We start from the raw sequence: 25620 nt of genomic DNA, 5'->3' as shown, positions 1-25620 counted from the left end.
CGATGCCATTACCGCCGACTCGGGAGCCCCGGGAGCCATTAAACGTGTCACAGCTGCGTACGGTCCAAGTCCTGGGCGGCGGCAGCGCGAGCAGCAGTGCCCACGTCAGCTCGCTGACCGCGGGGCTGGTGGCGAGAGGCGTGCACGTCACCGTCTGCGCCCCGGCCGAACTGGACCACGCCTACGACTTCTCCGGTGCGGGGGCCCGGTTCGCCCCCGTACCGCGGCGCAGTGATCCCGTGGCCGTCGCCGCCCTGCGTACCGCCTGCCTGACGGCGGACGTGGTCCACGCGCACGGTCTGCACGCCGCCGTGCGCGCCGCCCTCGCGCTCGGCGGCCGGCGTACCCCGCTGGTCGTCACCTGGCACGCCCGCGCCCACGCCGAAGGCGCCCGCAGTCGGCTGCTTCATCTGATGGAGCGAAGGGCCGCCCGCGCGGCGGCAGTTGTGCTCGGTACGACATCGGACCTGGTCGACCGGGCGCGGCACCGAGGAGCGCGCGATGCCCGGCTCTCGCCGGTCGCCGCCCCCGCGCCGCGCTTGCCCGTCGGTGTCCACAAAGGCAAAAAACGGGCCGAACTCGGTGTGGTGGAAAGGCCGTTGATCATCTCGTACGGGAGTCTCGTACCGCATCACGGGTACGACATGCTGCTCGACGCCGCACGGGTGTGGCGCGAACTCGACCCCGTGCCACTGCTGATCATCGTGGGGGAGGGGCGTGAACGGGCCGCTCTGCAGCGCCGGATCAGGAACGAGGACCTGCCCGTCCGGCTCATCGGCAGCCGTGACGACATTGCCGAACTTCTTGCCGTCGCCGATCTGGCCGTGCTGTCCAGCCGGTGGGAGGAACGCTCGGTGCCGGCCCAGGAGGCGCTGCGGCTCGGCGTTCCGCTGGTCGCCACCGCGGTCGGAGGGGTTCCCGAACTCGTGGGGGAGGGGGCGGAGCTCGTACCGTACGGAAACGCGGAGGCGCTCGCACGGGCGGTGGTCAGATTGCTCGGTGATCCGGCACGGCGCGAGCAGCTGGCGGCCGCAGGGCTCGCGCAGGCCGCGAGTTGGCCGACGGAGGACGACACGATCGCTCAAGTGCTCAGCATCTACGACGAGTTGACGCATCCGTTGGTGGTGGCGCGGACCCGGTGAGCGGCTGCTCGTCGGACGAGCCCGAGCTACGGCGTGTGGCGGCGGGCGCGAAGCGCCAGGCTCAGGGCCAGGACCGCCTGGGGGTCGTCCAGGTCGGTGCCGAGCAGTTCGCCGATGCGGGCCAGCCGGTTGTACAGCGTCTGACGGTTCAGATGCAGTTCGCGTGCCGTCTCCGCCTTGCGGCCGGCATGGGCCAGATACGTCTCCAGCGTCGGCAGCAGTGGAGGGCGCGAGGTGCGGTCGTGTTCGCGCAGAGGACCGATCGCCCGGTCCACGAACGCCGCCAGATCCGGATGGTCCCGCAGCCGCCACAGCAGCAGATCGATGTCCAGGCGCCGGGCGTCGTACCAGGGCCGGTCGCCGAGGCCGTGCGCGGCTGTCGCGGTCTCCGCGGCGTGCCGCAGCCCCGCACCGGCCGTCGCCCAGCCGCCGGCCACGCCCACCACCACGACCGGCGGATGCGATCCCGTACGCTCCAGACCGGCCCGCTCCACACCGGCCCGCAGCGCCGCCGCGACCCGGTCCGCGACCGCCGTGCGCTCCGTCTCGGACCGCAGCCCCAACAGCACCGGAACCCGGCCCTCCACGGGCCTCACACCGAGCAGCACCGGCACCCCCACCGACGAGAGCTCCTCCAGCACCGCCCGCGCCAGCAGTGCCCAGTTCCCTGACGCGGCCAGCTCGGGGGCCAGCCGCATCACCACCGGCAGCAGCGGCATCTCACCCGGCTTGAAGCCCAGTACGCGGGCCTGCGCAGGCGCGTCCTCCGGCGCGATCCGGCCCTCCGCGAGATCGGTCAGGAAGTCGCCCCGGCCGCGCGCGGCGAGCTCCTCCTCCTGGCGGGCCTGCATCAGCACGACGGCAAGGATGCCGGCCGCCCGTTCCGCCGCCATCCGGTGCACCGTCACCAGCGGGCCGACCACGGCCAGCAGCACCAGCCTGGCCCGTACCGAACCGGTTCCGGGGCCGCCGCCCGGCACATCCACCAGCACCGAACCGGTGGGCGGTGTCTCACGGGCCGCCCGGTCGCCGCGCATTCCGTCCCACACCTGGAGCGGATCGGCGGACACCGGGCCGGAACCGGGGCCCGCCGCGTACAGCAGCTGGCCGCCCGCCGTCTCCAGGAAGACCGGGTTGGCCGTGAAATCCGCCAGGATGCCCAGCACCTGGGGCACCCCACCGCCACCGAGCAGCGCCTCCGTACACCGCCGGTGCACGTCCTCGGCCTGCCGCAGCAGCGCGTAGTGGCCGTTGACGATTTCGGTGTGGATCTCCTCGGTCACCGTCACGAACGGCACCTCGCGGTGCAGCTGCACGAGCGGCAGACCGGCGGTGCGTGCGGCGTCCACGATCGATGCGGGCAGCCTGCTGAAGCGCGGCCCGAGCTCCACCACCAGGGCGGCGATCTGGCGGTCGGCGAGCCTGCGGACGAAGGCGCGCTGCTCGGCGGGGCGGGTGCCGAGCCCCAGACCGGTGGTGAGCAGCAGCTCGCCGCCCTTGAGCAGCGAAGCGATGTTCGGGACCTCGCCCGCGTGCACCCAGCGCACCGTACGGTTCAGCCGGTCCGCGCCGGCCACCACCTCCGGGAGCCCGCTGCGCAGCCCCGGCAGCTCAAGGGCGCGCTGCACGGTGATTCCGCCTTGGGTCTCCACTGGCTCCGGCCTCGCGTTTCCACTCGGGTCGAACGGGCAGTCGCCCTGATTCAGGAAGGTACCGGCCCCAGGCGCCGGAGGCGTCGTCGGGGAGCCGTCGGGGGAGTCCGCCGTCCGGGGGCAGCGGTATTGATCAGCCGCTTTCGGCATGCCCGGGGCATGAAACCGCTGTTGACACGGGTCGAGGGCCGCTGCGACCTTGTGACCGCCGCGCGGTTCGGGCCGAGCGGCCCTCATACCCGGACCTGGACCTGGAGCAGACGTGGGCGACTACATATCGGCGTACTCAGGCCGGGAAGGCCTTGCGGGCCCCCTTCCCGGCCCGCTGGTCGGGGCCGACTGGCTCGCGGCGCGGCTCGGCGAGGGCGGGCCGGTGGTCCTCGATGCCTCGGTGGGCGCGCACCGGGGCTCCGGGCAGCGGATTCCGGGAGCGCGGCCCTTCGACATCGACGGGGCGCTTTCCGACCACTCCGGACCACTGCCCCACACGCTGCCCGACGCCGACCGGTTCACCGAGGAGCTGCGCTCCCTCGGCATCGACGACACCGACACCGTCGTCGTCTACGACGCTGCGGGTATCTACTCCAGTGCGCGTGCCTGGTGGATGCTGCGAGCGATGGGCTTCGACCGGGCCGCGGTGCTCGACGGTGGCCTGCCCGCCTGGACCGATGCCGGACTGCCGCTGGAGAACGCCGGGCCCGCGCCCGCCGTGGCGCGCGGCGACTTCACGGCTCGGCCGCGCGCGGGGCTGGTCGTCGGCAGCGACGAGGTGGTTGCGGCCCTGGCCGACCCCACCGCTGCCGTCTTCGACGCCCGCTCCAGGGAGCGGTTTTCCGGCGCGGTCGCCGAGCCACGACCGGGGCTGCGCGCCGGCCATATGCCGGGGGCGGTCAATCTGCCCTTCGGCGAGGTCCAGCGCGACGGCCGGATGCGCCCGGTGGAGGAGCTGCGCGCCGCGTTCGCCGCCCTCGCCGGGGAGCGGGAGCGGCTCTTCTTCAGTTGCGGCTCGGGCGTCACCGCCTGCGTGCTGACGCTGGGGGCCGAGCTGGCGGGGTACCGCGAGCTGGCCGTGTACGACGGGTCCTGGAGCGAGTGGGGGCTGCCTTCGGGGCTGCCCGTCGTGACCGGAGCGGAGAGCAGGGGGCCGCTGCGGTGATGCCGCTCGCCGCAGGGGGCGGGCCCGGCATACGCCGCCCGCCCCTTCCCCGAGGTCAGCCGACGTACGCCCCGCTCGCCGTCAGGCGCAGTGCCGTGTCGATCAGCGGCACATGGCTGAACGCCTGGGGGAAGTTCCCCACCTGGCGCTGCAGCCGTGGGTCCCACTCCTCCGCGAGCAGGCCCAGATCGTTGCGCAGGGACAGCAGCCGCTCGAAGAGCTGGCGTGCCTCGTCGACCCGGCCGATCATCGCCAGGTCGTCCGCCAGCCAGAACGAGCAGGCCAGGAACGCTCCCTCGTCGCCCTCCAGACCGTCGACGCCCGCGTCCTCGCCCCTGGTGGGGTAGCGCAGCACGAAGCCGTCCTCCGTGGACAGCTCACGCTGGATCGCCTCGATCGTGCCGATCACGCGCTTGTCGTCCGGTGGCAGGAAGCCCATCTGCGGGATCAGCAGGAGGGAGGCGTCCAGCTCCTTCGATCCGTAGGACTGCGTGAAGGTGTTGCGTTCCTTGTCGTAGCCCCGGTCGCAGACAACGCGGTGGATTTCGTCGCGCAGTCCGCGCAGCCGCTCCAGCGGCCCTTCCGCGTCCCCGGACTCGATCAGCTTGATGGTGCGGTCGACGGCGACCCAGGCCATCACCTTGGAGTGGACGAAGTGGCGGCGCGGGCCGCGCACCTCCCAGATGCCCTCGTCCGGCTCGTCCCAGTGCTTCTCCAGGTACTCGATCAGCTTGAGCTGGAGGCCGGTGGCGTAGTCGTTGCGGGTCAGGCCCGTCATGTGGGCGAGGTGAAGTGCCTCGGTGACCTCGCCGTACACATCCAGCTGGAGCTGGCCCGCGGCGCCGTTGCCGACCCGGACCGGGCTGGAGTTCTCGTAACCGGGCAGCCAGTCCAGTTCGGCCTCGCCCAGCTCGCGCTCGCCCGCGATGCCGTACATGATCTGCAGGTTCTCCGGGTCGCCGGCGACCGCCCGCAGCAGCCACTCGCGCCAGGCGCGGGCCTCCTCGCGGTAGCCGGTGCGCAGCAGCGAGGAGAGGGTGATCGCGGCGTCGCGCAGCCAGGTGTAGCGGTAGTCCCAGTTCCGGGAGCCGCCGATGTCCTCGGGCAGGGAGGTGGTCGGTGCGGCGACGATGCCGCCGGTCGGCGCGTACGTCAGGGCCTTGAGGGTGATCAGGGAGCGGACCACGGCCTCGCGGTAGGGCCCGTGGTACGTGCACTGCTCGACCCATTCACGCCAGAAGTCCGCCGTCGCGTCCAGCGAACCCTCCGGGTCCGGCAGACCGGGCGGCTCGTGGTGCGAGGGCTGCCAGCTGATCGTGAACGCGATCCGGTCACCCGGCGCGACCGTGAAGTCGGAGTACGTCGTCAGGTTCTCGCCGAAGGTGTCGGCGGGGGTGTCCAGCCAGACGGAGTCCGGGCCGGCGACGGCGACCGTACGGCCGTCGACCTTGTGCACCCACGGCGTCACCCGCCCGTAGCTGAACCGCATACGCAGCTCGGAGCGCATCGGCACCCGGCCGCTGATCCCCTCCACGATCCGGATCACCTGCGGTGCACCGTCACGCGGTGGCATGAAATCGGTCACTCTGACCGTTCCGCGCGGTGTGTCCCACTCCGATTCCAGGATGAGGGAGTCCCCGCGGTAGCGGCGGCGGTCCGCGGACGGCGGCTCCGCCCCGTCATCGCGCGCCGGTCCCAGGCGCCAGAAGCCGTGCTCCTCGGTACCCAGCAGTCCCGCGAAAACGGCGTGCGAATCGAAGCGGGGAAGGCACAGCCAGTCGACTGTGCCGTCCCGGCAGACCAGGGCGGCGGTCTGCATGTCTCCGATGAGTGCGTAATCCTCGATGCGCCCGGCCACGTGCATCTCCAGTCGAACGGCCATGTCGCCCCGTAGGGCATTACTGCGGGTAAAGAGGTCGTCGCAAGGGGGCGTTGTGGGGGAACCTACGAGCTCGGTACCTCGCCCGGAGCGAGTGGTCCGAGCAGGATACGACGCACCGGGATGATCTGCGCGACCGTCTCAGCAAAGCCTCTCAGCCGAACGGGTGGGCGCGCGGGGCTTGCGGTGTTCGCGTGCAATGAGCGTGCGGTGAGCGTGCGGGGCTTGCGGTGTTCACGTGCGGTGAGCGTCCGGGGGCGTGGCCGGAAGCAGGCCCCCCTTTGTCGCTGATACCCTGGTAGCCCGTGGACCGGTGGTCGTCCGCAACAGCAGACGAGGCCCCCGAACCGCAGCGACGGCACCTCCGGAATCTCCGGACGGCAACGCCGGTACGCACCTCACGATCGCGACCACGGGAGCCCCCTTTGGCTATGCAGCCCACATCCACGACGACCAAGCACATCTTCGTCACCGGGGGTGTCGCCTCTTCCCTCGGCAAGGGTCTGACTGCTTCCAGCCTCGGTGCCCTGCTCAAGGCGCGCGGCCTTCGGGTCACCATGCAGAAGCTCGACCCGTATCTGAACGTCGACCCGGGCACGATGAACCCCTTCCAGCACGGTGAGGTGTTCGTCACCAACGACGGCGCCGAGACCGACCTGGACATCGGCCACTACGAGCGTTTCCTCGACGTCGACCTCGACGGCTCCGCCAACGTCACCACCGGCCAGGTCTACTCGCAGGTGATCGCCAAGGAGCGGCGCGGCGAGTACCTCGGTGACACCGTGCAGGTCATCCCGCACATCACCAACGAGATCAAGCACCGCATCCGCCGCATGGCCACCGACGACGTCGATGTCGTCATCACCGAGGTCGGCGGCACGGTCGGTGACATCGAGTCGCTGCCGTTCCTGGAGACCGTCCGCCAGGTCCGCCACGAGGTCGGCCGGGACAACGTCTTCGTCGTGCACATCTCGCTGCTGCCCTACATCGGCCCGTCCGGCGAGCTCAAGACCAAGCCGACCCAGCACTCCGTCGCAGCGCTGCGCAACATCGGTATCCAGCCCGACGCCATCGTGCTGCGCGCCGACCGTGACGTACCGACCGCCATCAAGCGCAAGATCTCGCTGATGTGCGACGTGGACGAGGCCGCCGTGGTGGCCTGCGTGGACGCCAAGTCGATCTACGACATCCCGAAGGTGCTGCACACCGAGGGCCTGGACGCCTACGTGGTGCGCAAGCTCGATCTGCCGTTCCGCGACGTCGACTGGACCACGTGGGACGACCTGCTGGACCGCGTCCACAACCCCGACCACGAGGTCGCCGTCGCGCTCGTCGGCAAGTACATCGACCTGCCCGACGCCTATCTCTCGGTCACCGAGGCCATCCGGGCCGGCGGCTTCGCGAACAAGGCCCGGGTCAAGGTCAAGTGGGTCGCCTCCGACGACTGCAAGACCCCGGCCGGTGCCGCCAAGCAGCTCTCCGACGTCGACGCGATCTGCGTCCCCGGCGGCTTCGGCGACCGCGGTGTCAACGGCAAGATCGGCGCCATCCGGTACGCCCGTGAGAACAAGGTGCCGCTGCTCGGCCTCTGCCTCGGCCTGCAGTGCATTGTGATCGAGGCGGCGCGCAACCTGGCCGAGATCCCCGACGCCAACTCCACCGAGTTCGACGCCGCCACCTCGCACCCCGTCATCTCGACCATGGAGGAGCAGCTGGCATACGTCGAGGGCGCGGGCGACCTGGGCGGCACCATGCGGCTCGGCCTGTACCCGGCGAAGCTCGCCGAGGGCTCGCTGGTCCGTGAGGCGTACGACGACCAGCCGTACGTGGAGGAGCGTCACCGCCACCGCTACGAGGTCAACAACGCCTACCGCGCCGAGCTGGAGAAGAAGGCCGGTCTGGTCTTCTCCGGGACCTCCCCGGACAACAAACTCGTCGAGTACGTCGAGTACCCGCGTGAGATCCACCCCTACCTGGTCGCCACCCAGGCGCACCCGGAGCTGCGCTCCCGCCCGACCCGCCCGCACCCGCTCTTCGCGGGCCTGGTCAAGGCGGCCGTCGAGCGCAAGACGGGCGTCAAGGCCGCCGGCAAGCAGGGCACCACGCCGGGCAAGTAGTCCGGCGGTACGCAGGCATTAACGTTGACCGGGGTACGGATCCACTGAGGGTGCGTGCCCCGGTTTCGGTTTTTCTGTGGGAGGACGTAGATGGGTTTCCAGGACACGCCCGAGGAATGGCAGGTCACCGCGACCGAGACGCCCTTCACGGGCAACAAGACCAGCGTCCGCACCGATGAAGTGGTGATGCCCGACGGCACGATCGTACGCCGCGACTACCAGGTCCACCCGGGCTCGGTAGCCGTGCTCGCGCTCGACGAGGAGGGCCGGGTCGTCGTACTGCGGCAGTACCGCCACCCGGTGCGCCACAAGCTCTGGGAGATCCCGGCCGGACTGCTCGACGTCCCCGGTGAGAACCCGCTGCACGCGGCCCAGCGCGAGCTCTACGAAGAGGCGCACGTCAAGGCCGAGGACTGGCGGGTGCTGACCGACGTCTACACCACACCGGGCGGCTGCGACGAGGCCGTACGGATCTTCCTGGCCCGGAATCTCTCCGAGGCCGACGGGGAGCGCTTCGTGGTCTCCGAGGAGGAGGCCGACATGGAGCTGGCCCGGGTGCCGCTCCAGGAGCTGGTACGGGGAGTGCTCGCCGGGGATCTGCACAACAACTGCCTCGTGGTGGGCGTCCTCTCGCTCGCGACGGTGCTCGCCGGTGACGGAATCGAGTCGCTGCGTCCGGCCGAGGCGCCGTGGCCGGCCCGCCCGTTCGATGTCTGACGGTTCGTAAGGATCGTTCGAGGTCCGTGGTTCGTTCCGTAAGGGCCGTTCGAGGTCCGGGGGTTCGTGGGGGATCGTCCGAGGTTCGTGCGGATCGTCCGTGGTTCGTGGGGATCGTTCGAGGGCTTCGTGGGGATCGTTGGAGGTCCACGTCCTCGCAGAGGCCGCTGGACGGACGATCGACGTCCCCGATCGGAATAGATGCTGATCCGATCGGGGGACCTCTGCGCCACGCTCCACGAAATTCGTCCACACGCCTGAACTACGCTCGGAATGCCCTGACCGGAGTCCCGGCGGGCAACGCGTGCAGCGAAGTGGAGCGTGGCCTGTGACGGATCAGGCGGTGGACACCAGCGGCCCGGCCAAGGCAGCGGGAACCGAGGAGCCGTCCGGCGCCGCTCCACCCCAATTCTTCGGCCGCGACCGCGAGTTGAAGGCGCTGCGAGCCGACATCGAGCGGGCCGGACTGGACACCCTGGCCGGTCGCAAGGCCGCCCGCGCCCGGGTCCTGCTGATCGCCGGACGCCCCGGCTCCGGACGCACCGCACTCGCCGGCGAACTCACCCGCCGACTGCTCTCCACCGGTGACCACCCCGACGGTCTGCTCCGGGCCCGGCTCACCGACTCCGGCGGCGCACCGGTCCCCACCGAGCGCACCGCCCGCGAGCTGCTCGACCAGCTGGGGGTGACGGGGCCGCCCGGCGCGGACGCGGACGAACTCTCCGAGATGGTCCGCGAGGCCCTCGCCCAACGTCGCGCCCTGCTGCTCCTCGACGACGCGGTGGACGCGGAACAGGTCGACCCGCTGCTGCCGGACAACCCCGACTGCCTGGTCGTCGCCACCTCCGAGGGTCCGCTGACCGGTATCCCGGGCGTGCGCCCCTGCACCATCGGCGGTCTGGACTCGGGCTCCGCCGTCCGGCTGCTTGCCCGCCTCATCGGGCAGGTCAGGATCACCGTCGACCCGCGGACCGCCGAGGCCCTCGCCGAGGAGTGCGGTGGACTGCCGGCCGCCCTGGTGATGGTCGGCGGCTGGCTCGCCGCCCACCCCACGGCGTCGGTCGCCGATGTCACCAAGCAACTGCGCCAGCTGCCTCACGACACGGAGCAGTCCACCGGCGCACGCCCGCTGGCCCGCGCCTTCCGGCTGGCCCACGACTCCCTGTCGCCGACCGCCGCCCGGATACTGCGGTTGCTCGCCCTCGCCCCCGCCGGACTCGCCGACGCCCACACCGCCTCCGCCCTGGCCGGCTGCTCCGTCTCCGCAGCCCGGACGACCCTCGAGGACTTCGTGGCCCTGGGGCTGCTGCGTACCAATGGGGCGGATCAACCGCGTTACGAGGTGCCCGGCTGCCTCGCCCCGCTGCTGCGGGCGCTGCTGGAGGCCACGGACCGGCCGGCGGAGATCCAGCTCGCCAGGGCCAGGATGCTGGAGCGGACCGTACGGCTGCTGCAGTCCTGCCGGGCGGTCACCGATCCCGAGGGTTCCCCGGCCCGCCGCAAGCTCGCCGGGCTGCCGCGCTCGCTCCGTTTCCCGAACCCCGATGCGGCCGCCGAATGGTTGCGGATCCACCGGCCCGCCCTGCTGGCCTCGGCGGCCGTCGCCGTCGAGGATGGTGAACTCGACACTCTGGCAAGGCGGTTGGTGTCCGCTCTGGTGCGGGCGCTGGCCGTGCACCAGGGCACCGAGGCCGCCGCGCCCGAGCTGTACGGACTGCACGGTCTGGTGCTGGCCGTCGCCGAGCGGCGCGAGCTGCCGCGCGAGCGGGCCGCCGCGCTGCTCAACCTCGCCGACCTCGATGCCAGGACCGGCCGTACGCGGGAGGCGCTGGCCCGGTACCGGGCCGCGCTGGACGCCGGACGGGCCGCGAAGGACCCGTACGCCACCGGCCGCGCGATGGAATCCGTAGGCGGCGCCTACGTTGAGCTGGGGGACTTCCAGCGGGCCTCCGACTGGTACGGCCGGGCGTTGGCGCAGCGGCTCACCCAGGGGGAGCGGGCCGACGAGGCGCGGCTGTACGGGCGGCTCGGCGCCGTACACACCTATGCCGGCCGGTACGGCGAGGCGCTGCGGAACTGGCGAGCCGCCGCGGCCGGGTACCGCAGGCTCGGTGATGTGCCGGCCCAGGCGCGGGCGCTGAGCGAGGCGGCGCGGGTGCAGGAGTACGCGGGCCGTCCGCGCGAGGCGCTGCACACCTGCCAGGAGGCCGTCCAGTGGGCCAGGCGGGCCGGGGACGTACGGCTGCAGGCGGCGCTGGAGCTGCGCCTGGCCGACACGCTCGAACGGCTCGGCGACCCGGCCGCGGCCCGGCTGCACCGGGGCCTGGCCGACAAGTTGATGGGGCAGGAAGGTGCAGCCTGCGAAATCCGTAGTGCAGTGACCGAAAATTAATGCTTTATAAGGCTAGACAGCACGAAACCCTTCATTAGACTGGCTCTGCCGCGTGTGTTCGCGGTGTCTCCATTTACGCATCGTCTATCCGGGTATGTGTAGCTATGTCCGGGTAACCCTCTGAGTCAAGGACCGTGATCGACGTGAAGGTCGGCATCCCCCGCGAAGTCAAGAACAACGAGTTCCGCGTGGCGATCACGCCTGCCGGTGTGCACGAGCTCGTCCGCCACGGCCACCAGGTCGTCGTCGAGGAGAACGCCGGTGCCGGCTCCTCCATCACGGACGAGGAGTACGTCGCCGCCGGGGCGCAGATCCTCCCCACCGCCGACGAGGTCTGGGCCACCGCCGACCTGCTGCTCAAGGTCAAGGAGCCGGTCGCCGAGGAGTACCACCGCCTCCGCAAGGACCAGACGCTCTTCACCTACCTGCACCTCGCCGCCTCCCGCGAGTGCACGGACGCGCTGCTGGCATCCGGCACCACCGCCATCGCGTACGAGACCGTCGAGACCGCGAACCGCGCGCTGCCGCTGCTCGCCCCGATGTCCGAGGTCGCGGGCCGGCTGGCCCCGCAGGTCGGCGCCTACCACCTGATGCGCTCGGTCGGTGGCCGCGGCGTGCTGCCGGGCGGCGTTCCCGGTACGGCTCCCGGCGAGGCCGTCGTCATCGGCGGCGGTGTCTCCGGCTGGAACGCCACGCAGATCGCTGTCGGTCTCGGCTTCCATGTCACGCTGCTCGACAAGGACATCAACAAGCTGCGCGAGGCCGACAAGGTCTTCGGCACCAAGGTCAAGACCGTCGTCTCCAACGCCTTCGAGCTGGAGAAGGCCGTCATCGAGGCCGACCTCGTCGTCGGCGCCGTGCTGGTCCCCGGTGCGAAGGCCCCGAAGCTGGTCACCAACGAGCTCGTCGCCAAGATGAAGCCCGGAAGTGTACTTGTCGACATTGCAATCGATCAGGGTGGCTGCTTCGAGGACTCCCACCCGACGACGCACGCCGAGCCGACCTTCATGGTCCACAACTCGGTCTTCTACTGCGTCGCGAACATGCCGGGCGCGGTGCCGAACACCTCCACGTACGCCCTCACCAACGCCACGCTGCCGTACATCGTCGAGCTCGCCAACCGCGGCTGGGTCGAGGCGCTGCGCCGTGACGCCGCTCTCGCCAAGGGCCTCAACACCCATGACGGGCAGGTTGTTTACCGCGAGGTGGCCGAGGCGCACGGCCTGGAGCACGTCGAGCTGAGCTCGCTTCTCGGCTGACGGTCCTCCGCAGCCTGAAGGGCGCCCCTTCATTTCCCGTCAATCTCATGCGTCCGGCCGGACCTTGCTCAGCAAGGTCCGGCCGGACGCATGTCGGGGCGCCTGCGAGGTACCCGTTCAACTCGTCTCGAACGTAACCCTTTAACCGATTCGTGCACCCGTTAAAAGTGCGCCCGGTGGCCGCGTGCCCTTGACAGGGAGGTGTTCGATTGCCGACACATCGGGCCGGGTCCGGCGGATTGTGTTGCTGCGGACCGGTGACACGCCATAGAGTCGCCAATCGTCGGCATGGTGCCACGCTGACCTATCGATAAGTTTCCTGGTCACGTCCAAGGAGGTAAGACGACTTGTGAATGAGTCGACATTTACTCCCGGGGGTGTTCAACCAGGGATGCCTGCACGGGGCCAGAGCCCGCACGGGCTGGAGGCTGTCGGCTCCGTCGCTGTCCGCACCTTCGCCACCCACCAGCACATGACGACAGCCCCCCAGATGATGGACGGCCTACACGTGAACGCCATGGCCGGCAACGAGAGTGGCCGAGAGACCGCCCACTTCGCCGACTTCGACGAGGTGCCCCAGGGGCACTTCTACGACCCCGACGCCGAGTACGAGCCCGATCCGGAGTACGCGGCCACCCTCGCGCCCGACGCTGCCCGCCAGCGCCGTGAGCGGATCGGCCCGACCGGTCGGCCCCTGCCCTACTTCCCGATCCCGGGTCCGCTGACCGATCACGGTCCCGCGAAGATCATCGCGATGTGCAACCAGAAGGGCGGCGTCGGCAAAACCACGTCGACCATCAACCTGGGTGCCGCGCTCGCGGAGTATGGGCGTCGTGTCCTGCTCGTCGACTTCGACCCGCAGGGAGCCCTGTCGGTCGGGCTCGGCGTCAACCCGATGGAGCTCGACCTCACGGTCTACAACCTGCTCATGGAGCGGGGCATGTCGGCCGACGAGGTCCTGCTGAAGACCGCGGTCCCGAACATGGACCTGCTGCCCAGCAACATCGACCTGTCGGCTGCCGAGGTGCAGCTGGTGAGCGAGGTGGCCCGGGAGTCCACGCTGCAGCGTGCCCTGAAGCCGCTGATGGCCGACTACGACTACATCGTGATCGACTGTCAGCCCTCGCTGGGCCTGCTCACCGTGAACGCCCTGACGGCGGCCCACAAGGTGATAGTGCCGCTCGAGTGCGAGTTCTTCGCGCTGCGAGGTGTTGCGTTGCTCACCGAGACCATCGAGAAGGTCCAGGAGCGGCTCAACCCGGACCTGGAGCTCGACGGCATCCTCGCCACCATGTACGACTCCCGTACGGTGCACAGCCGCGAGGTCCTCGCGCGCGTCGTCGAGGCCTTCGACGACCACGTCTACCACACGGTCATCGGGCGCACCGTGCGCTTCCCGGAGACCACGGTCGCCGGTGAGCCCATCACCACGTACGCCTCCAACTCGGTCGGTGCCGCCGCCTATCGCCAGCTCGCCAGGGAGGTGCTCGCCCGGTGTCACGCCGAGTGAGTCTGCCCGGGGCCGACGAACTGTTCCGTACCACCGGGGGGATGGGGCTGCAGGCCTCGTCCCCCGCGGACCGGCGGCGCAAGGCGAACGCCGAGGCCCGGGTGCCCGGCCCGGCCGGGGAGAGCGATCCGGCGGCTGACGGGTCCGGGACGGGTGCGCCGGAGACCGTCGTCGGCACCGCGGCCCCTTCGCGGGAGGAGCACTCCGCGGCGGACGCCGACGCGGGGGAATCGCGTAGCCGTGGCGGTGACCGGGTCGCCGCGGCCGGACAGCCGGGGCGCAGGCCTCAGCAGTCCTCGCCGTCCACGCAGCGGTCCGCGTCGTCCGCGCAGGAGGCGGTTGCCGCTCCTGCCGTTCAGCAGCAGCGCAGGCGCGGGGCGAACCGGCGGCCCAGCGGCCGTGAGCGCCACGACGAGAAGATCACCGTCTATGTCTCGGCCGAGGAACTGATGGACCTCGAACACGCCCGTCTCGTGCTCCGCGGGGAGCACGGGCTCGCGGTCGACCGTGGGCGGATCGTCCGCGAGGCGGTCGCGGTCGTTCTCGCGGACCTGGAGTCGCGGGGCGACGCGAGCATCCTCGTACGGCGGCTGCGCGGCCGCTGACCGGTCGGGCGCCGGTAGCCTGCCCGGAGAGCCGACGCCGGCCGGGCGGTCCGGCTCCTCGCTGTACGGGCCACTGCCCGCCGCCCGTATCCCGCTTGCCCCTGGACCTTCATGCCGACGACCGACGAGCCCGCCCGTACCCCTCGCCGTCCCTTGGGCGGCCCGGGCGGTCGGCCTGCGCAGGGGCCGGTGGAGGGCGTGGACGCCGACGGCGACTTTGCCACCGCGCCACTTCACGAAGCCGGGGGCGCGTCCCCGGACCTGTCGGTGGCCGGTGCGGCAGCATCCGCCGGGCCCGCCGCCCCCGACGCGCCCGTGACACCCCCCGAGCCCGCTGTGCCGACAACACCCGGCCCGTCCCCCGAATCCGCCGACGACGGGCGGTTCACTGTTCGCCTGGCGAACTTCGAGGGGCCGTTCGATCTGCTTCTGCAGCTCATCTCCAAGCACAAGCTGGATGTGACCGAAGTCGCACTGTCGAAGGTCACCGACGAGTTCATGGCGCACATCCGCGCCATGGGGCCGGACTGGGATCTGGATCAGACCACCGAGTTCCTCGTCGTCGCCGCGACTCTGCTCGATCTGAAAGCGGCCAGACTGCTGCCCGCTGCCGAGGTGGAGGACGAGGCGGATCTGGCGCTGCTCGAAGCGCGGGACCTGCTCTTCGCCCGGCTGCTCCAGTACCGCGCATACAAACGCATCGCGGAGATCTTCAGCGAGCGACTGGAGTCGGAGGGCCGGCGCTTTCCGCGGACCGTGGGGCTGGAGCCGCACCACGCCGAGCTGCTGCCCGAGGTCGTCATCAGCATCGGGGCCGAGGGGTTCGCCAGGCTGGCCGTGAAGGCGATGCAGCCGAAGCCCGAGCCGCAGGTGTACGTCGACCACATCCACGCACCGCTGGTCAGCGTGCGGGAACAGGCCGAGATCGTGGTGGCGCGGCTGAGGGAGGCAGGGGAGATCAGTTTCCAGGTGCTCACCGAGGACGCCCAGGACACCCTCACCGTCGTCGCCCGGTTTCTCGCGCTGCTGGAGCTGTACCGGGAGAAGGCCGTCGCGCTCGACCAGGACGAGGCGCTCGGGGAGCTCCTGGTGCGCTGGGCCGGGGGAGAGGTGGCCGAGCCCGTCGTGACGGACGAGTTCGACACCGAGGTGCAGGACGTCTCCGAGGATGTGAAGGCATGAGTGAGCAGGACACCACCGGCTCCACCGTCGCGGACCTTGACCTCAAGCCCGCCCTGGAGGCCGTCCTCATGGTCGTCGACGAGCCCGCCACCGAGGAGCACCTGGCCAAGGTGCTGGAGCGGCCCCGCAGAGCCGTCGCCGACGCGCTGCGCGAGCTGGCCGACGAGTACACCGTGCAGCACCGCGGTTTCGATCTGAGGCTGGTCGCGGGCGGCTGGCGCTTCTACACCCGCCCGGAGTACGCGGCAGCCGTCGAGGGCTTCGTTCTGGACGGGCAGCAGGCCCGTCTCACACAGGCCGCCCTGGAGACCCTCGCGGTCGTCGCGTACCGCCAGCCGGTCAGCCGGTCGAGGGTCTCCGCGGTCCGCGGTGTGAACTGTGACGGGGTCATGCGGACCCTGCTGCAGAGGGGCCTCGTCGAGGAGGCGGGCGCGGAACCCGAAACAGGTGCGATCCTGTACAGGACGACGAACTACTTTCTGGAGCGGATGGGCCTGCGTGGCCTGGATGAGCTCCCGGAGCTCGCGCCCTTCCTCCCCGAGGCGGACGCGATCGAGGCTGAGACGCTAGAGGGTGTGCCGTCGTTCGATCCGGACGCACCGGACACCCCGGATACTCACGCAGACGACAAGACGGAATTTTGATGCGAAGCAGTGGCAGGAACAGCGGAAGCGGCAGCGGCAAGAGCGGCGGCAACCGGAATCCCCGGGGTGCCGGCGCCGGGCGCGACGGCAAGCAGGAGCAGCGTTCCCGCAGGCCCCGGCCCGAGGAGCGCCGCTACGACGTGGGCTCCACCGGAGAGAAGAGCGGCGACGGCCCCCGCAAGGGCCGCGGCGCGGCGGCCCGCGGTGGCGCCAAGGGCGGCCCGAAGGCCGCGCAGGCCGGCAGCGGCAGGAGCGGCGGCCCGCGCCGCCAGGGCGCCCCGTCCCGTCCGCGTGAGCTCGACGCCAAGATCGAGCAGCGCAACCGGGACAGGTACGCGGGCAAGCCCGACATCAGGACGCCCAAGACCCACCCGGGCGCCGAGCAGGAGGGCGAGCGGCTGCAGAAGGTCCTCGCCCGGGCCGGCATGGGCTCGCGCCGCGCCTGCGAGGAGCTGATCGAGCAGGCCCGCGTCGAGGTCAACGGCGAGATCGTCATCGAGCAGGGCATGCGCGTCGATGTGCACAAGGACGAGATCAAGGTCGACGGTCTGACCGTCGCCGCCCAGTCGTACCTCTTCTTCGCGCTGAACAAGCCCGCCGGTGTCGTCTCCTCCATGGAGGACCCGGACGGCCGCCAGTGCCTCGGAGACTACGTCACCAACCGTGAGACGCGGCTCTTCCACGTCGGACGGCTGGACACCGAGACCGAGGGCATCATCATGCTCACCAACCACGGCGAGCTGGCCCACCGCCTGACCCATCCCAAGTACGGGGTGAAGAAGACCTACCTGGCCGCCATCCAGGGACCGCTCCCGCGCGACCTGGGCAAGCGGCTCAAGGACGGCATCCAGCTGGAGGACGGGTACGCCCGCGCCGACCACTTCCGCGTCGTCGAGAACACCGGCAAGAACTACCTGGTCGAGGTGACCCTCCACGAGGGCCGCAAGCACATCGTCCGCCGGATGCTGGCCGAGGCCGGTTTCCCGGTCGAGCGGCTCGTACGGACGTCCTTCGGACCGATCCCGCTGGGCGACCAGAAGTCCGGCTGGCTGCGCCGCCTCACCAACACCGAGGTGGGCATGCTGATGCGCGAGGTCGGTCTGTAGCCCGACTCCGTCCGCTCCACGGCCCGCGGCCGGTTCCTGCTCTCGTTTGTCGAACAGGAATCGGCCGCGGGCCTTTTGCTGCGGCCGTCCTGCCTTTATAGTCAGTGTGACTATTAAGGAGGCGGGAGTGAGTCTCGCGGATTTCCTCGATCCCCTGCAGCAACCCCTGGTGACGGTCCTGGGCACCCCGGTCAGCTGGACCGAGGTGCTCGGCTTCGGCAGCGGAGCGCTGTGCGTCTGGCTCGTGGCCCGCCAGCACCTCGCCAACTGGCCGATCGGCATCGCCAACAACCTCTTCTTCATCCTGCTGTTCAGCCAGTCCGGTCTGTACGCCGACGCAGGCCTCCAGATCGTCTTCATCGCCCTTGCCGCGTACGGCTGGTGGACCTGGACCCACGGGGGTGGACCAGGAACACCGGACCTGCCGGTGCGGCGCACCACGCGCACCGAATGGGTCTGGCTGCTCGCGGCAGGGGCGGTGGGGGCATTCGCCCTCACCGTCCTGCTCGACCGCGCCACCGACTCGACCGTGCCCTTCTGGGACGCCCTGACGACCGCGCTGTCCCTGACGGCGACGTACGGGCAGTGCAGGAAGCTCGTCGAGTCGTGGTGGCTCTGGATCGCCGCCGATGTGGTGTACATCCCGCTGTACGCGCACAAGGAGCTCTATCTGACCTCCCTGCTGTACATCGGCTTCCTGACGCTGTGCCTGATCGGCCTGCGCAACTGGCGGCGCGATCTCGTCGTACAGCAGCGGCAGCCGGTGGAGGTGACGGCATGAGGCGCTTCGAGCACGGGCTCGTCCTCGGCAAGTTCTACCCGCCGCACGCCGGCCACCACCACCTGGTCCGCACCGCGCAGGACCGCTGTGAGCGGCTGACCGTCCTGGTCTGTGCAGCATCCGTCGAGTCCGTACCGCTTGCCGACCGGGTGGCCTGGATGCGGGAGGTGCACCCGGACGTACGGGTCGTGGGCGCTGTCGACGACATCCGCATGGATCTCCACGACCCGGTGATCTGGGACGCGCACATGGCCGTCTTCACCGGGGCCGTGCCCGAGCCGGTGGACGCCGTCTTCACCTCGGAGCCGTACGGGGACGAACTGGCCCGCCGGTTCGGCGCCGAATCCATCTGCGTCGACCCCGACCGCACGGTCTTCCCGGTCTCCGGCACCGCCGTCCGCAAGGACCCGGTCGGCTGCTGGGACTTCCTCGAACCGCCCGTAAGGGCCGCGCTCACCCGCCGGATCGTCGTCCTCGGCGCGGAATCCACCGGCACCACGACGATGGCCCGCGCCCTCACCGACCACTACCGGCGGCGCGGCGACGTCTGGGCGCAGACCCGTTACGTCGCCGAGTACGGACGGGAGTTCAGCGAACAGAAGCTGGCCGCGCTGCGCGCCCGGTGGCCCGGGGCCCAGTGGGAGGACGTCGTCTTCACCACCGACGACTTCCCGCTGATCGCACAGGCGCAGAACGACAAGGAGGAGGCGGCCGCGCGCGCCGGGTCGCCGGTGCTCTTCTGCGACACCGACTCCTTCGCCACCACCGTCTGGCACGAGCGGTACGTCGGCGGTCGCAACCCGCTCGTCGAGGAGACCGCCGACCGGGTCGCCCACCATCTGTGGCTGCTCACCGACCACGAGGGCGTCGCCTTCGAAGACGACGGACTGCGTGACGGCGAGGAGCTGCGACCCTGGATGACCGACCGCTTCCGGGCCGAACTCATCCGTACGGGAAGGAAGTTCATCGAGCTCACCGGAACCCATCAGGAACGCCTGGCCACCGCGGTCGACGCCGTCGACACCCTGCTCGCCGACGGCTGGAACTTCGCCGCACCCCTCCCGGAGCACCGATGAGCGCCGGTGTCCCCGAGGGCTACGACCCGTACGCCTTCGAACCCTTCGCGGTCACCGTCGACCTCGCCGTCTTCACGGTCCGCGACACCCGGCTGCACGTCCTGCTCGTCGAACGGGGCGAGGACCCGTACAAGGGCCACTGGGCGCTGCCCGGCGGCTTCGTCCTGCCCCGCGAGTCCGCCGAGGACGCCGCCCGCCGGGAGCTCGCCGAGGAGACCGGCCTGACCGAAGGCACCGTCTCCGCCCTCCACCTGGAGCAGCTGCGCACCTACAGCGCACCGGACCGCGACCCGAGGATGCGCGTCGTCTCCGTCGCCTACGCCGCACTCGTACCCGACCTGCCCGAACCGCGCGGCGGCGGCGACGCGGCCATCGCCCAGTGGTGGGACGCCGGCGCCACCGGACCGCTCGCCTTCGACCACGACCGCATCCTCGCCGACGCACACGACCGGATCGGCGCCAAACTCGAATACAGCTGCCTGGCCACCGCCTTCTGCCCACCCGAATTCACCCTGGGGGAACTCCAGCAGGTGTACGAGACGGTCTGGGGCGTCGAGCTGGACCGGCCCAACTTCCGGCGCAAGGTCCTCACCACGCCCGGCTTCGTCCAAGCCGTGGAGGGATCACCGCGCCGCACCGGCGGACGGGGGAAACCGGCCGCTCTCTACCGGGCGGGTGCCGCTACCGCCCTGCACCCTCCACTGCTGAGACCGGAAGGAAGAACCACGTGATCGTGACCAGGACCATCACCAAACAGGCCGCCACCGGCGCACTGACCGGGCTCGCGCTCGGCGATGCACTGGGCTTCCCGACCGAGTTCAACAACGTGCCGTCGATCCTCGCCAAGTGTGGGCCGTGGCGCCAGATGCGGCTGCCGAAGCCGGCGATCGTCACCGACGACACCCAGATGACGCTGGCCCTGGGGCGGGGCATCCGTACCGCCATGGACCGAGGGCTGCTCACCCCGCTGCGGCTGGTCCGCCCGGTGCGCGAGGAGTTCGTCGACTGGTACCACTCGCCCGACAACAACCGTGCCCCCGGCCGTACCTGCATGACCGCCTGCCGCCTGCTCGACAGCGACCGGCTCTGGCAGGAGGCCAGCCAGACCGGCTCCAAGGGCTGCGGCGCCAATATGCGGGTCGCGCCCATCGGGCTCGTGCCCGGGCTGAGCGACGAACAGCGCTCCGGCGCCGCCCAGTTGCAGGCTGCCCTCACCCACGGGCACCCGACGGCGCTCGCCGCGTCCGACCTGATGGCCCGCGCGGTGTACCTGCTGGCGCAGGGTGCGGAGCCGACGGGGCTGATCGGGCAGCTGCGCAGTTACGCGTACGAGAACAGCAGCCGCTACCTCACGCGCTGGCTCGGCGACCTCTGGCGGTACGCCGGCGACGCCTCGCCGGAGCAGTACATCCAGCGCGGCTGGGACGAATGCCTCACCGCCCTGGCCCGCGTCCAGGACGCCCTGCGCGACCCGTCCCCGGAGACCGACCCCTGCGAGACAACCGGCGACGGCTGGATCGCCGAGGAGGCCCTCGCCACGGCCCTGCACTGCTTCCTGCTCTTCCCCGAAGAACCCGTCACCGCCCTCCGCCGCGCCACCTGCACCCGTGGCGACTCGGACTCCCTCGGCTGCCTGACCGGAGCGCTCGCCGGGGCGCACCTGGGGGCGGGGGCCTGGCCCAAGGAGTGGTCGGAGCGGATCGAGTACCGGAGCGATCTGCTGTCGCTGGGGGCGCTCTGGGACGCTTGATCAATGCGTAAAGAAACGATGCACCTCCAGGAGGCCGGGCTGCCGGTCATGGACTTCGGCCCGGTGCTCGCCGAGGAAAGCCACCCGCTGCTGTTCGCCACGGTCTCCGGGGCGCATCTGTACGGGTTCCCGTCCAGGGATTCGGATGTGGACCTTCGGGGGGTCCATCTCCTGCCCGCCGACGATCTACTCGGGCTGCGCAAGCCCGAGGAGACGCGCTCGCGGATGTGGGACAGGGACGGGGTCGAGATGGACCTGGTCACCCATGATCTGCGGAAGTTCGTCCAGTTGTTGCTGAGGCCGAACGGCTACGTGCTGGAACAGTTGCTGTCTCCGCTCGTTGTGCACACGAGTGAGTTGCACGCGGAACTGGTGGATCTGGCGCCCGATGTGCTCACCCGCAATCACGCGCACCACTACCGGGGCTTCGCCAACACCCAGTGGCGGCTCTTCGAGAAGACGGGCGAACTGAAGCCGCTGCTGTACACGTTCCGCGCGCTGCTCACCGGTATCCATCTGATGCGCAGCGGTGAGGTGCGGGCGCATCTGCCGACGCTCCTCGGGGAGGTGGCCGCTCCGGCGTACCTGCCCGAGCTGATCGCCGCCAAGGCCGAGGCCGAGCACAAGGGAGCGGAGGATAGAGGCGACTCAGTGGTGTCCCGGGACGTCGAGGCGCTGCACGGGGTGCTTGACGAGGCGCAGACGCAATCCAGGCTTCCCGAGGTGGCCGGTGGGTTCGACGCACTGCACGATCTTGTGGTGCGTGCGCGGTTGACGGGGTGGGCGTCGTTGTCCTCAATCGCCGGACGGGCTTGAACGTCCGCCCGACCAGGGAGGGAACGGTCCGCCCCCGCCGGTGGGCGGACCGTTCACCCCGGATCGGGCAGCAGCGCGGACGACCGGCGGGTGCGGATCAAGAAGTCCTCCACGCGAGCCCGGTCCGGCCGTGGGGGGAGCGGGGAGCAGTCGGCCTCGTCGTTCTCCTCGGCCAGGCGGGTCATGCGGCGTTCGACCTCCGGCCACGGCACCTCGCCGCGCTTCACCGCCAGCAGCTCTTCCCGGGCCGACCCCACCTCGATCACGAGCTCGCCCGTGCGCAGCAGATCCCGGCCGCTGGCCAGCAGCCGCAGCAGATGCATGGCGTGCTTCCAGCGCGGCGCCCCGTACTGACGTACGTCCGCCTCCAGCTTCCTGCGCTGGCCCAACGCGTACCGGACGAAAGTCTGATGGGCCAGCCGCGACAGGAACGCCCCGCGCAGGGAGAGGAGTTCACGGCCCACCGCGTCGACGTGTTCCACCAGCGGCGAGTGCAGGCACTCCAGCACATTGGGGTTGGCGCGCAGAGCAAGCTCGCAGAAGCGTTCCAGCTCCCAGGAGAACTGCTCCTCCGCCGGGCCGTCGACATGCGTCGGTGGCTTGTCGAACCCCCAGAACAGCGGGGTCGGTGCGAGGAAGACGCCGCGCCGGTCGGTGTCGCTGCCGTCCGTGGCGAGCCCGAAGGCGCGTGAGCCCATCACACAGGAGTAGACCGTGTGGTCGCGTACGAGAGCCTCGGGGGCAGGGGTGATCATGCCGGTGAGGGTACGTGAGCCCGAATGTGTTGCACCGGGAGATCTGCGGTGCCACCGTCACCGCCACGACGATGATCGGAAGGGCTGGCCGCGCCACCCTCTGGTGAGCGCGACGACGACACCTCCGTACCCCAGAGAAGAAGCAACCGCTCTGCACACCTGGTTCGAACGCCTGCCGTACCCGGTCCGTACGCGGGCCATCGTCGAACACACCCGCTCCCTGGACGACACCGCCTACCGCGCCGCGCACACGGCCCTGGACGCCGGGAACCCCGATGAACGCCGGCTGGCACCGTTGCTCGCCGCCGTCCGCCGCGACCTTGACGCCGTCGCCCGGGCACTCGAAGGTCGGCCGACGGGCTCACCCACTGGCGGGGCGAACTCGGCGGTGTCGCCTCCCTCGCTCCTGCCGACCGGGCAGAGATCGCCACACGCTGGCTGAACGGGCGGGCCGGTTGCCGCACATACCCTGGCGGCTATCGGCACGGTGGTGGCTGCGCTGCGGGCGCGGGGGTCTGCCGTTGCGGGGCTGGCCGCGGTGGAGCTGGTGGTCCGGGCGGGCGGTAGCACCCGGTGGACGGATCCATGGCCGGGCCAGTTGGCCGCGCTGCGGGACAGCGAGCATCCGGATGTCGCGGAGGCAGCGCTTCTGGCCGATGTCCGCCGGGCCGGTCCGGCGACCGCTGTGTGACGGCGGACCCGCCCCGCTCAAGTGGCAGAAGCCCGGGTTCTGATCGACATTGTCGATAAATCATCCCCTCCGGAAAGGCAGAACCATGGCGGGAAACGACCTCGGTAGCCTGCTGGGCAGTTTGCTGGGCGGTGGCGGCCAGGGCAGCGGCTCCGGCGGTGCCGGGAACATACTTGGCGCGCTGCTGGGCGCACTGGGTGGCGGCCAAGGCGGTACGGGCGGCAGCGGCAACGCGCTCGAAGGGCTGATCGGGATGCTCACCAAGTCAGGCCTCGTCGACCAGGCGCAGTCCTGGGTCGGCACCGGTGAGAACCAGGCGGTCAGCGGCGCCCAGATCGCCGAGGCACTGCCGAACGAGACCCTGCAGAGGGTCGCCCAGGAGACCGGGGTCTCCGCGGAACAGGCAGCCGACGAGATCGCCCGGTCGCTGCCGACGGCCGTCGACAAACTGACTCCGTCGGGCGAGGTACCGGAGGGCCGCTCGATCGAGGACCTGGTCCGGGAGCAGCAGCTCTGAGCCAGGGGGCGGCCGGAAGGGCCGTTCACTGTGCGGAAGGAGGTGTTCCTTCGGAACACCCCACGCGGCCGGAGGGTCTTCGCCATCACGGGCGGAGCCCTCCGGCCGAAGCGCTCCGCCCGTGCGATCCCGCCATGTGATCCGGCCGTGTGATCCCGTCCGTGCGGTCCCGCCGTGTGATCCGTGATCCCGCACGTGTGATTCCGCTGTGTGATCCCGTCCGCGCGTGCCACCGCCCGTCTCACGGAGAGAGCACTCCGGCCGCCCGTCGCGCCGCCCCTCTAGGCTGGTCGTCCAGTGATCACGCAGGCGGACAGCAGGCGCGACACGTACGAAGAAGCGAGGAGCACGACGTGGCGGTACGAGCAGTCCGTGGAGCCGTCCAGCTGGAGCAGGACGAGGCCGGACACATGGATGAGCGGGTCAGCGCTCTGCTCACCGCCGTCCTGGAGCGCAACAACCTCGTCGCCGACGACCTGATCAGCGTCTGGTTCACGGCCACCCCCGATCTGCACAGCGACTTCCCGGCCGCCGCGGCACGCGGGCTCGGTATCGTCGACGTACCGCTGATCTGCGCCCAGGAGCTGGACATCGTGGGGGCCATGCCCCGCGTGGTGCGGATCCTCGCGCACGTCGAGACGTACCTTCCCAAGTCCGAGATCGCGCACGTGTACCTCGGCGCCACCGCTGCCCTCCGCAAGGACATCGCCCAGTGAGAACCGCCCTCGTCATCGGAACGGGCCTCGTCGGCACCTCCGCAGCCCTTGCCCTCGCCGGGCGCGGCATCCATGTCCACCTCGTCGACCACGACACCGAATCGGCCCGCACCGCGGCCGCACTCGGCGCCGGTACGGACGAGGCACCCGAGGGCCGCGTCGACCTGGCGATCATCGCCGTGCCGCCCGCCCACGTGGCATCGGTGCTGGCCACCGCCATGCGGGACGGCGTGGCCCGCGGCTACCTCGACGTCGCCAGCGTCAAGGGCGGCCCGCGTCGCGAGCTGGAGGCCCGCGGCGTCGACCTCACGCCGTACATCGGTACGCACCCCATGGCGGGCAAGGAGCGGTCGGGCCCCCTCGCCGCCACCGCGGACCTCTTCGAGGGCCGCCCCTGGGTCCTCACTCCGACCCGTGACACCGACACCGAGGTCCTCAACCTCGCCCTGGAACTGGTCGCGCTCTGCCGCGCCGTACCGGTCGTCATGGACGCCGACGCGCACGACCGGGCCGTCGCCCTGGTCTCCCACACCCCGCAGTTGATCTCGTCGATGGTCGCCGCCCGCCTGGAGGAGGCCGACGAGACCGCCGTACGTCTCTGCGGTCAGGGCATCAGGGACGTCACCCGGATCGCCGCCTCCGACCCCCGGATGTGGGTGGAGATCCTCTCCGCCAACCCCGGCCCGGTCGCCGACGTGCTCGCCGGGGTCGCCGCCGACCTGGACGAGACGGTACGGGCGCTGCGCGGTCTGCAGTCCGGTGACGACGACAAGCGCCGCGAAGGCACCGAACGCATCGAGGACGTCCTGCGCCGCGGCAACGCGGGCCGGGTCCGGGTACCCGGCAAGCACGGGACGGCCCCCACCTCGTACGAGACCGTGTCCGTGCTCATCAGCGACCGGCCGGGCGAACTGGCCGGGATCTTCGCCGACGCCGGACGGGCCGGGGTCAACGTCGAGGACGTCCGTATCGAGCACGCCACCGGGCAGCAGGCGGGCCTGGTCCAGCTGATGGTCGAGCCGAGCGCGGTCGCCGAACTGAGTGCGGCACTGCGCGAGCGGGGCTGGTCGCTACGCCAGTAGGCCCGGGGCGACGGGAGCGGGAGGTGGTTGTCCACAGGGGTGCAGAGGACCGCTCCGACACTCGGTAACCTTGTG

The 25620-nt window shown here is 70.7% G+C and carries 24 protein-coding genes; 21 read left to right on the top strand and 3 right to left on the bottom strand.

Annotation, left to right across the window (positions count from 1 at the left end; genetic code table 11):
* The first annotated feature begins 44 nt into the window (after positions 1-44).
* Positions 45-1142, top strand: coding sequence for a glycosyltransferase family 4 protein (locus ACZ3IC_RS25765; RefSeq protein ID WP_467419677.1), 1098 nt, complete (start codon positions 45-47; stop codon positions 1140-1142).
* A 26-nt stretch (positions 1143-1168) separates the two neighbouring features.
* Here the strand turns inward: ACZ3IC_RS25765 and ACZ3IC_RS25760 are convergent, their stop codons facing one another.
* Positions 1169-2794, bottom strand: a complete 1626-nt coding sequence (locus ACZ3IC_RS25760; protein ID WP_467419675.1) for a PucR family transcriptional regulator — start codon at positions 2792-2794, stop codon at positions 1169-1171.
* Between the two features lie 262 nt (positions 2795-3056).
* On the opposite strand from ACZ3IC_RS25760, the gene ACZ3IC_RS25755 reads away from it, so the two are divergent.
* The gene (locus ACZ3IC_RS25755) at positions 3057-3950 is read left to right on the top strand and encodes a sulfurtransferase (RefSeq protein WP_467419674.1); all 894 of its coding nucleotides are present in this window, start codon (positions 3057-3059) and stop codon (positions 3948-3950) included.
* Between the two features lie 55 nt (positions 3951-4005).
* Here the strand turns inward: ACZ3IC_RS25755 and ACZ3IC_RS25750 are convergent, their stop codons facing one another.
* On the bottom strand, positions 4006-5808 hold the full coding sequence (locus ACZ3IC_RS25750) for a glycoside hydrolase family 15 protein (protein WP_467419708.1): 1803 nt from the start codon (positions 5806-5808) through the stop codon (positions 4006-4008).
* 452 nt (positions 5809-6260) lie between these two features.
* Between ACZ3IC_RS25750 and ACZ3IC_RS25745 the strand changes: the two genes are divergently transcribed.
* The 14 genes from ACZ3IC_RS25745 to ACZ3IC_RS25680 all read left to right on the top strand — a co-directional run bounded on the left by ACZ3IC_RS25745 (position 6261) and on the right by ACZ3IC_RS25680 (position 21784).
* A complete protein-coding gene (locus ACZ3IC_RS25745; protein ID WP_467419673.1) occupies positions 6261-7946 on the top strand; it encodes a CTP synthase in 1686 nt (561 codons plus the stop codon).
* Positions 7947-8036: 90 nt separating this feature from the next.
* A complete protein-coding gene (locus tag ACZ3IC_RS25740) occupies positions 8037-8663 on the top strand; it encodes an NUDIX domain-containing protein (RefSeq protein WP_467419671.1) in 627 nt (208 codons plus the stop codon).
* A 328-nt stretch (positions 8664-8991) separates the two neighbouring features.
* On the top strand, positions 8992-11055 hold the full coding sequence (locus ACZ3IC_RS25735) for a tetratricopeptide repeat protein (RefSeq protein ID WP_467419670.1): 2064 nt from the start codon (positions 8992-8994) through the stop codon (positions 11053-11055).
* Between the two features lie 143 nt (positions 11056-11198).
* Positions 11199-12314, top strand: a complete 1116-nt coding sequence (ald, locus tag ACZ3IC_RS25730; RefSeq protein ID WP_467419707.1) for an alanine dehydrogenase — start codon at positions 11199-11201, stop codon at positions 12312-12314.
* Positions 12315-12705: 391 nt separating this feature from the next.
* Positions 12706-13824: a ParA family protein gene (locus ACZ3IC_RS25725; protein WP_467419667.1), complete on the top strand. Its 1119-nt coding sequence runs from the start codon at positions 12706-12708 to the stop codon at positions 13822-13824.
* A complete protein-coding gene (locus tag ACZ3IC_RS25720) occupies positions 13821-14429 on the top strand; it encodes a hypothetical protein (RefSeq protein ID WP_467419704.1) in 609 nt (202 codons plus the stop codon). Before ACZ3IC_RS25725 ends, ACZ3IC_RS25720 begins: the two co-directional genes overlap by 4 nt.
* A 111-nt stretch (positions 14430-14540) precedes the next feature.
* Entirely contained in the window at positions 14541-15611 is a 1071-nt protein-coding gene (locus ACZ3IC_RS25715; RefSeq protein WP_467419666.1) for a segregation and condensation protein A, read from the top strand.
* On the top strand, positions 15608-16255 hold the full coding sequence (gene scpB, locus ACZ3IC_RS25710; protein ID WP_467419664.1) for an SMC-Scp complex subunit ScpB: 648 nt from the start codon (positions 15608-15610) through the stop codon (positions 16253-16255). The genes ACZ3IC_RS25715 and scpB overlap by 4 nt, the downstream gene beginning before the upstream one ends.
* The gene (locus ACZ3IC_RS25705; RefSeq protein ID WP_467419662.1) at positions 16255-17361 is read left to right on the top strand and encodes a pseudouridine synthase; all 1107 of its coding nucleotides are present in this window, start codon (positions 16255-16257) and stop codon (positions 17359-17361) included. Before scpB ends, ACZ3IC_RS25705 begins: the two co-directional genes overlap by 1 nt.
* A gap of 127 nt (positions 17362-17488) precedes the next feature.
* Positions 17489-18142: a nicotinamide riboside transporter PnuC gene (pnuC, locus tag ACZ3IC_RS25700; protein ID WP_467419660.1), complete on the top strand. Its 654-nt coding sequence runs from the start codon at positions 17489-17491 to the stop codon at positions 18140-18142.
* Positions 18139-19218 carry an AAA family ATPase gene (locus ACZ3IC_RS25695; protein ID WP_467419657.1) on the top strand — a complete coding sequence of 360 codons (1080 nt, stop codon included), beginning with the start codon at positions 18139-18141 and terminating at the stop codon, positions 19216-19218. Before pnuC ends, ACZ3IC_RS25695 begins: the two co-directional genes overlap by 4 nt.
* On the top strand, positions 19215-19949 hold the full coding sequence (locus ACZ3IC_RS25690) for an NUDIX hydrolase (RefSeq protein WP_467419656.1): 735 nt from the start codon (positions 19215-19217) through the stop codon (positions 19947-19949). The genes ACZ3IC_RS25695 and ACZ3IC_RS25690 overlap by 4 nt, the downstream gene beginning before the upstream one ends.
* Positions 19946-20968, top strand: a complete 1023-nt coding sequence (locus ACZ3IC_RS25685; RefSeq protein WP_467419653.1) for an ADP-ribosylglycohydrolase family protein — start codon at positions 19946-19948, stop codon at positions 20966-20968. Before ACZ3IC_RS25690 ends, ACZ3IC_RS25685 begins: the two co-directional genes overlap by 4 nt.
* Positions 20969-20971: 3 nt before the next feature.
* Entirely contained in the window at positions 20972-21784 is an 813-nt protein-coding gene (locus tag ACZ3IC_RS25680) for a nucleotidyltransferase domain-containing protein (RefSeq protein WP_467419651.1), read from the top strand.
* Positions 21785-21837: 53 nt separating this feature from the next.
* Here ACZ3IC_RS25680 and ACZ3IC_RS25675 read toward each other — a convergent pair whose 3' ends face one another.
* Positions 21838-22539: a nucleotidyltransferase domain-containing protein gene (locus ACZ3IC_RS25675; RefSeq protein WP_467419649.1), complete on the bottom strand. Its 702-nt coding sequence runs from the start codon at positions 22537-22539 to the stop codon at positions 21838-21840.
* 103 nt (positions 22540-22642) lie between these two features.
* On the opposite strand from ACZ3IC_RS25675, the gene ACZ3IC_RS25670 reads away from it, so the two are divergent.
* The 5 genes from ACZ3IC_RS25670 (at position 22643) to ACZ3IC_RS25650 (ending at position 25545) form a co-directional block, all read left to right on the top strand.
* Positions 22643-22981: a hypothetical protein gene (locus tag ACZ3IC_RS25670; protein WP_467419646.1), complete on the top strand. Its 339-nt coding sequence runs from the start codon at positions 22643-22645 to the stop codon at positions 22979-22981.
* 48 nt (positions 22982-23029) lie between these two features.
* Entirely contained in the window at positions 23030-23230 is a 201-nt protein-coding gene (locus ACZ3IC_RS25665; RefSeq protein WP_467419644.1) for a hypothetical protein, read from the top strand.
* Between the two features lie 85 nt (positions 23231-23315).
* Positions 23316-23747 (top strand): YidB family protein, encoded by a 432-nt coding sequence (locus ACZ3IC_RS25660; RefSeq protein WP_467419642.1) that lies wholly within the window; start codon positions 23316-23318, stop codon positions 23745-23747.
* 353 nt (positions 23748-24100) lie between these two features.
* On the top strand, positions 24101-24463 hold the full coding sequence (gene aroH, locus ACZ3IC_RS25655; RefSeq protein WP_467419640.1) for a chorismate mutase: 363 nt from the start codon (positions 24101-24103) through the stop codon (positions 24461-24463).
* A complete protein-coding gene (locus ACZ3IC_RS25650) occupies positions 24460-25545 on the top strand; it encodes a prephenate dehydrogenase (protein WP_467419638.1) in 1086 nt (361 codons plus the stop codon). The genes aroH and ACZ3IC_RS25650 overlap by 4 nt, the downstream gene beginning before the upstream one ends.
* The last annotated feature ends 75 nt before the right edge of the window (positions 25546-25620 follow it).

It is taken from the genome of Streptomyces sp. NPDC002958 (genome assembly GCF_055563255.1).
This window is presented reverse-complemented; position numbering and strand designations above follow the sequence as displayed.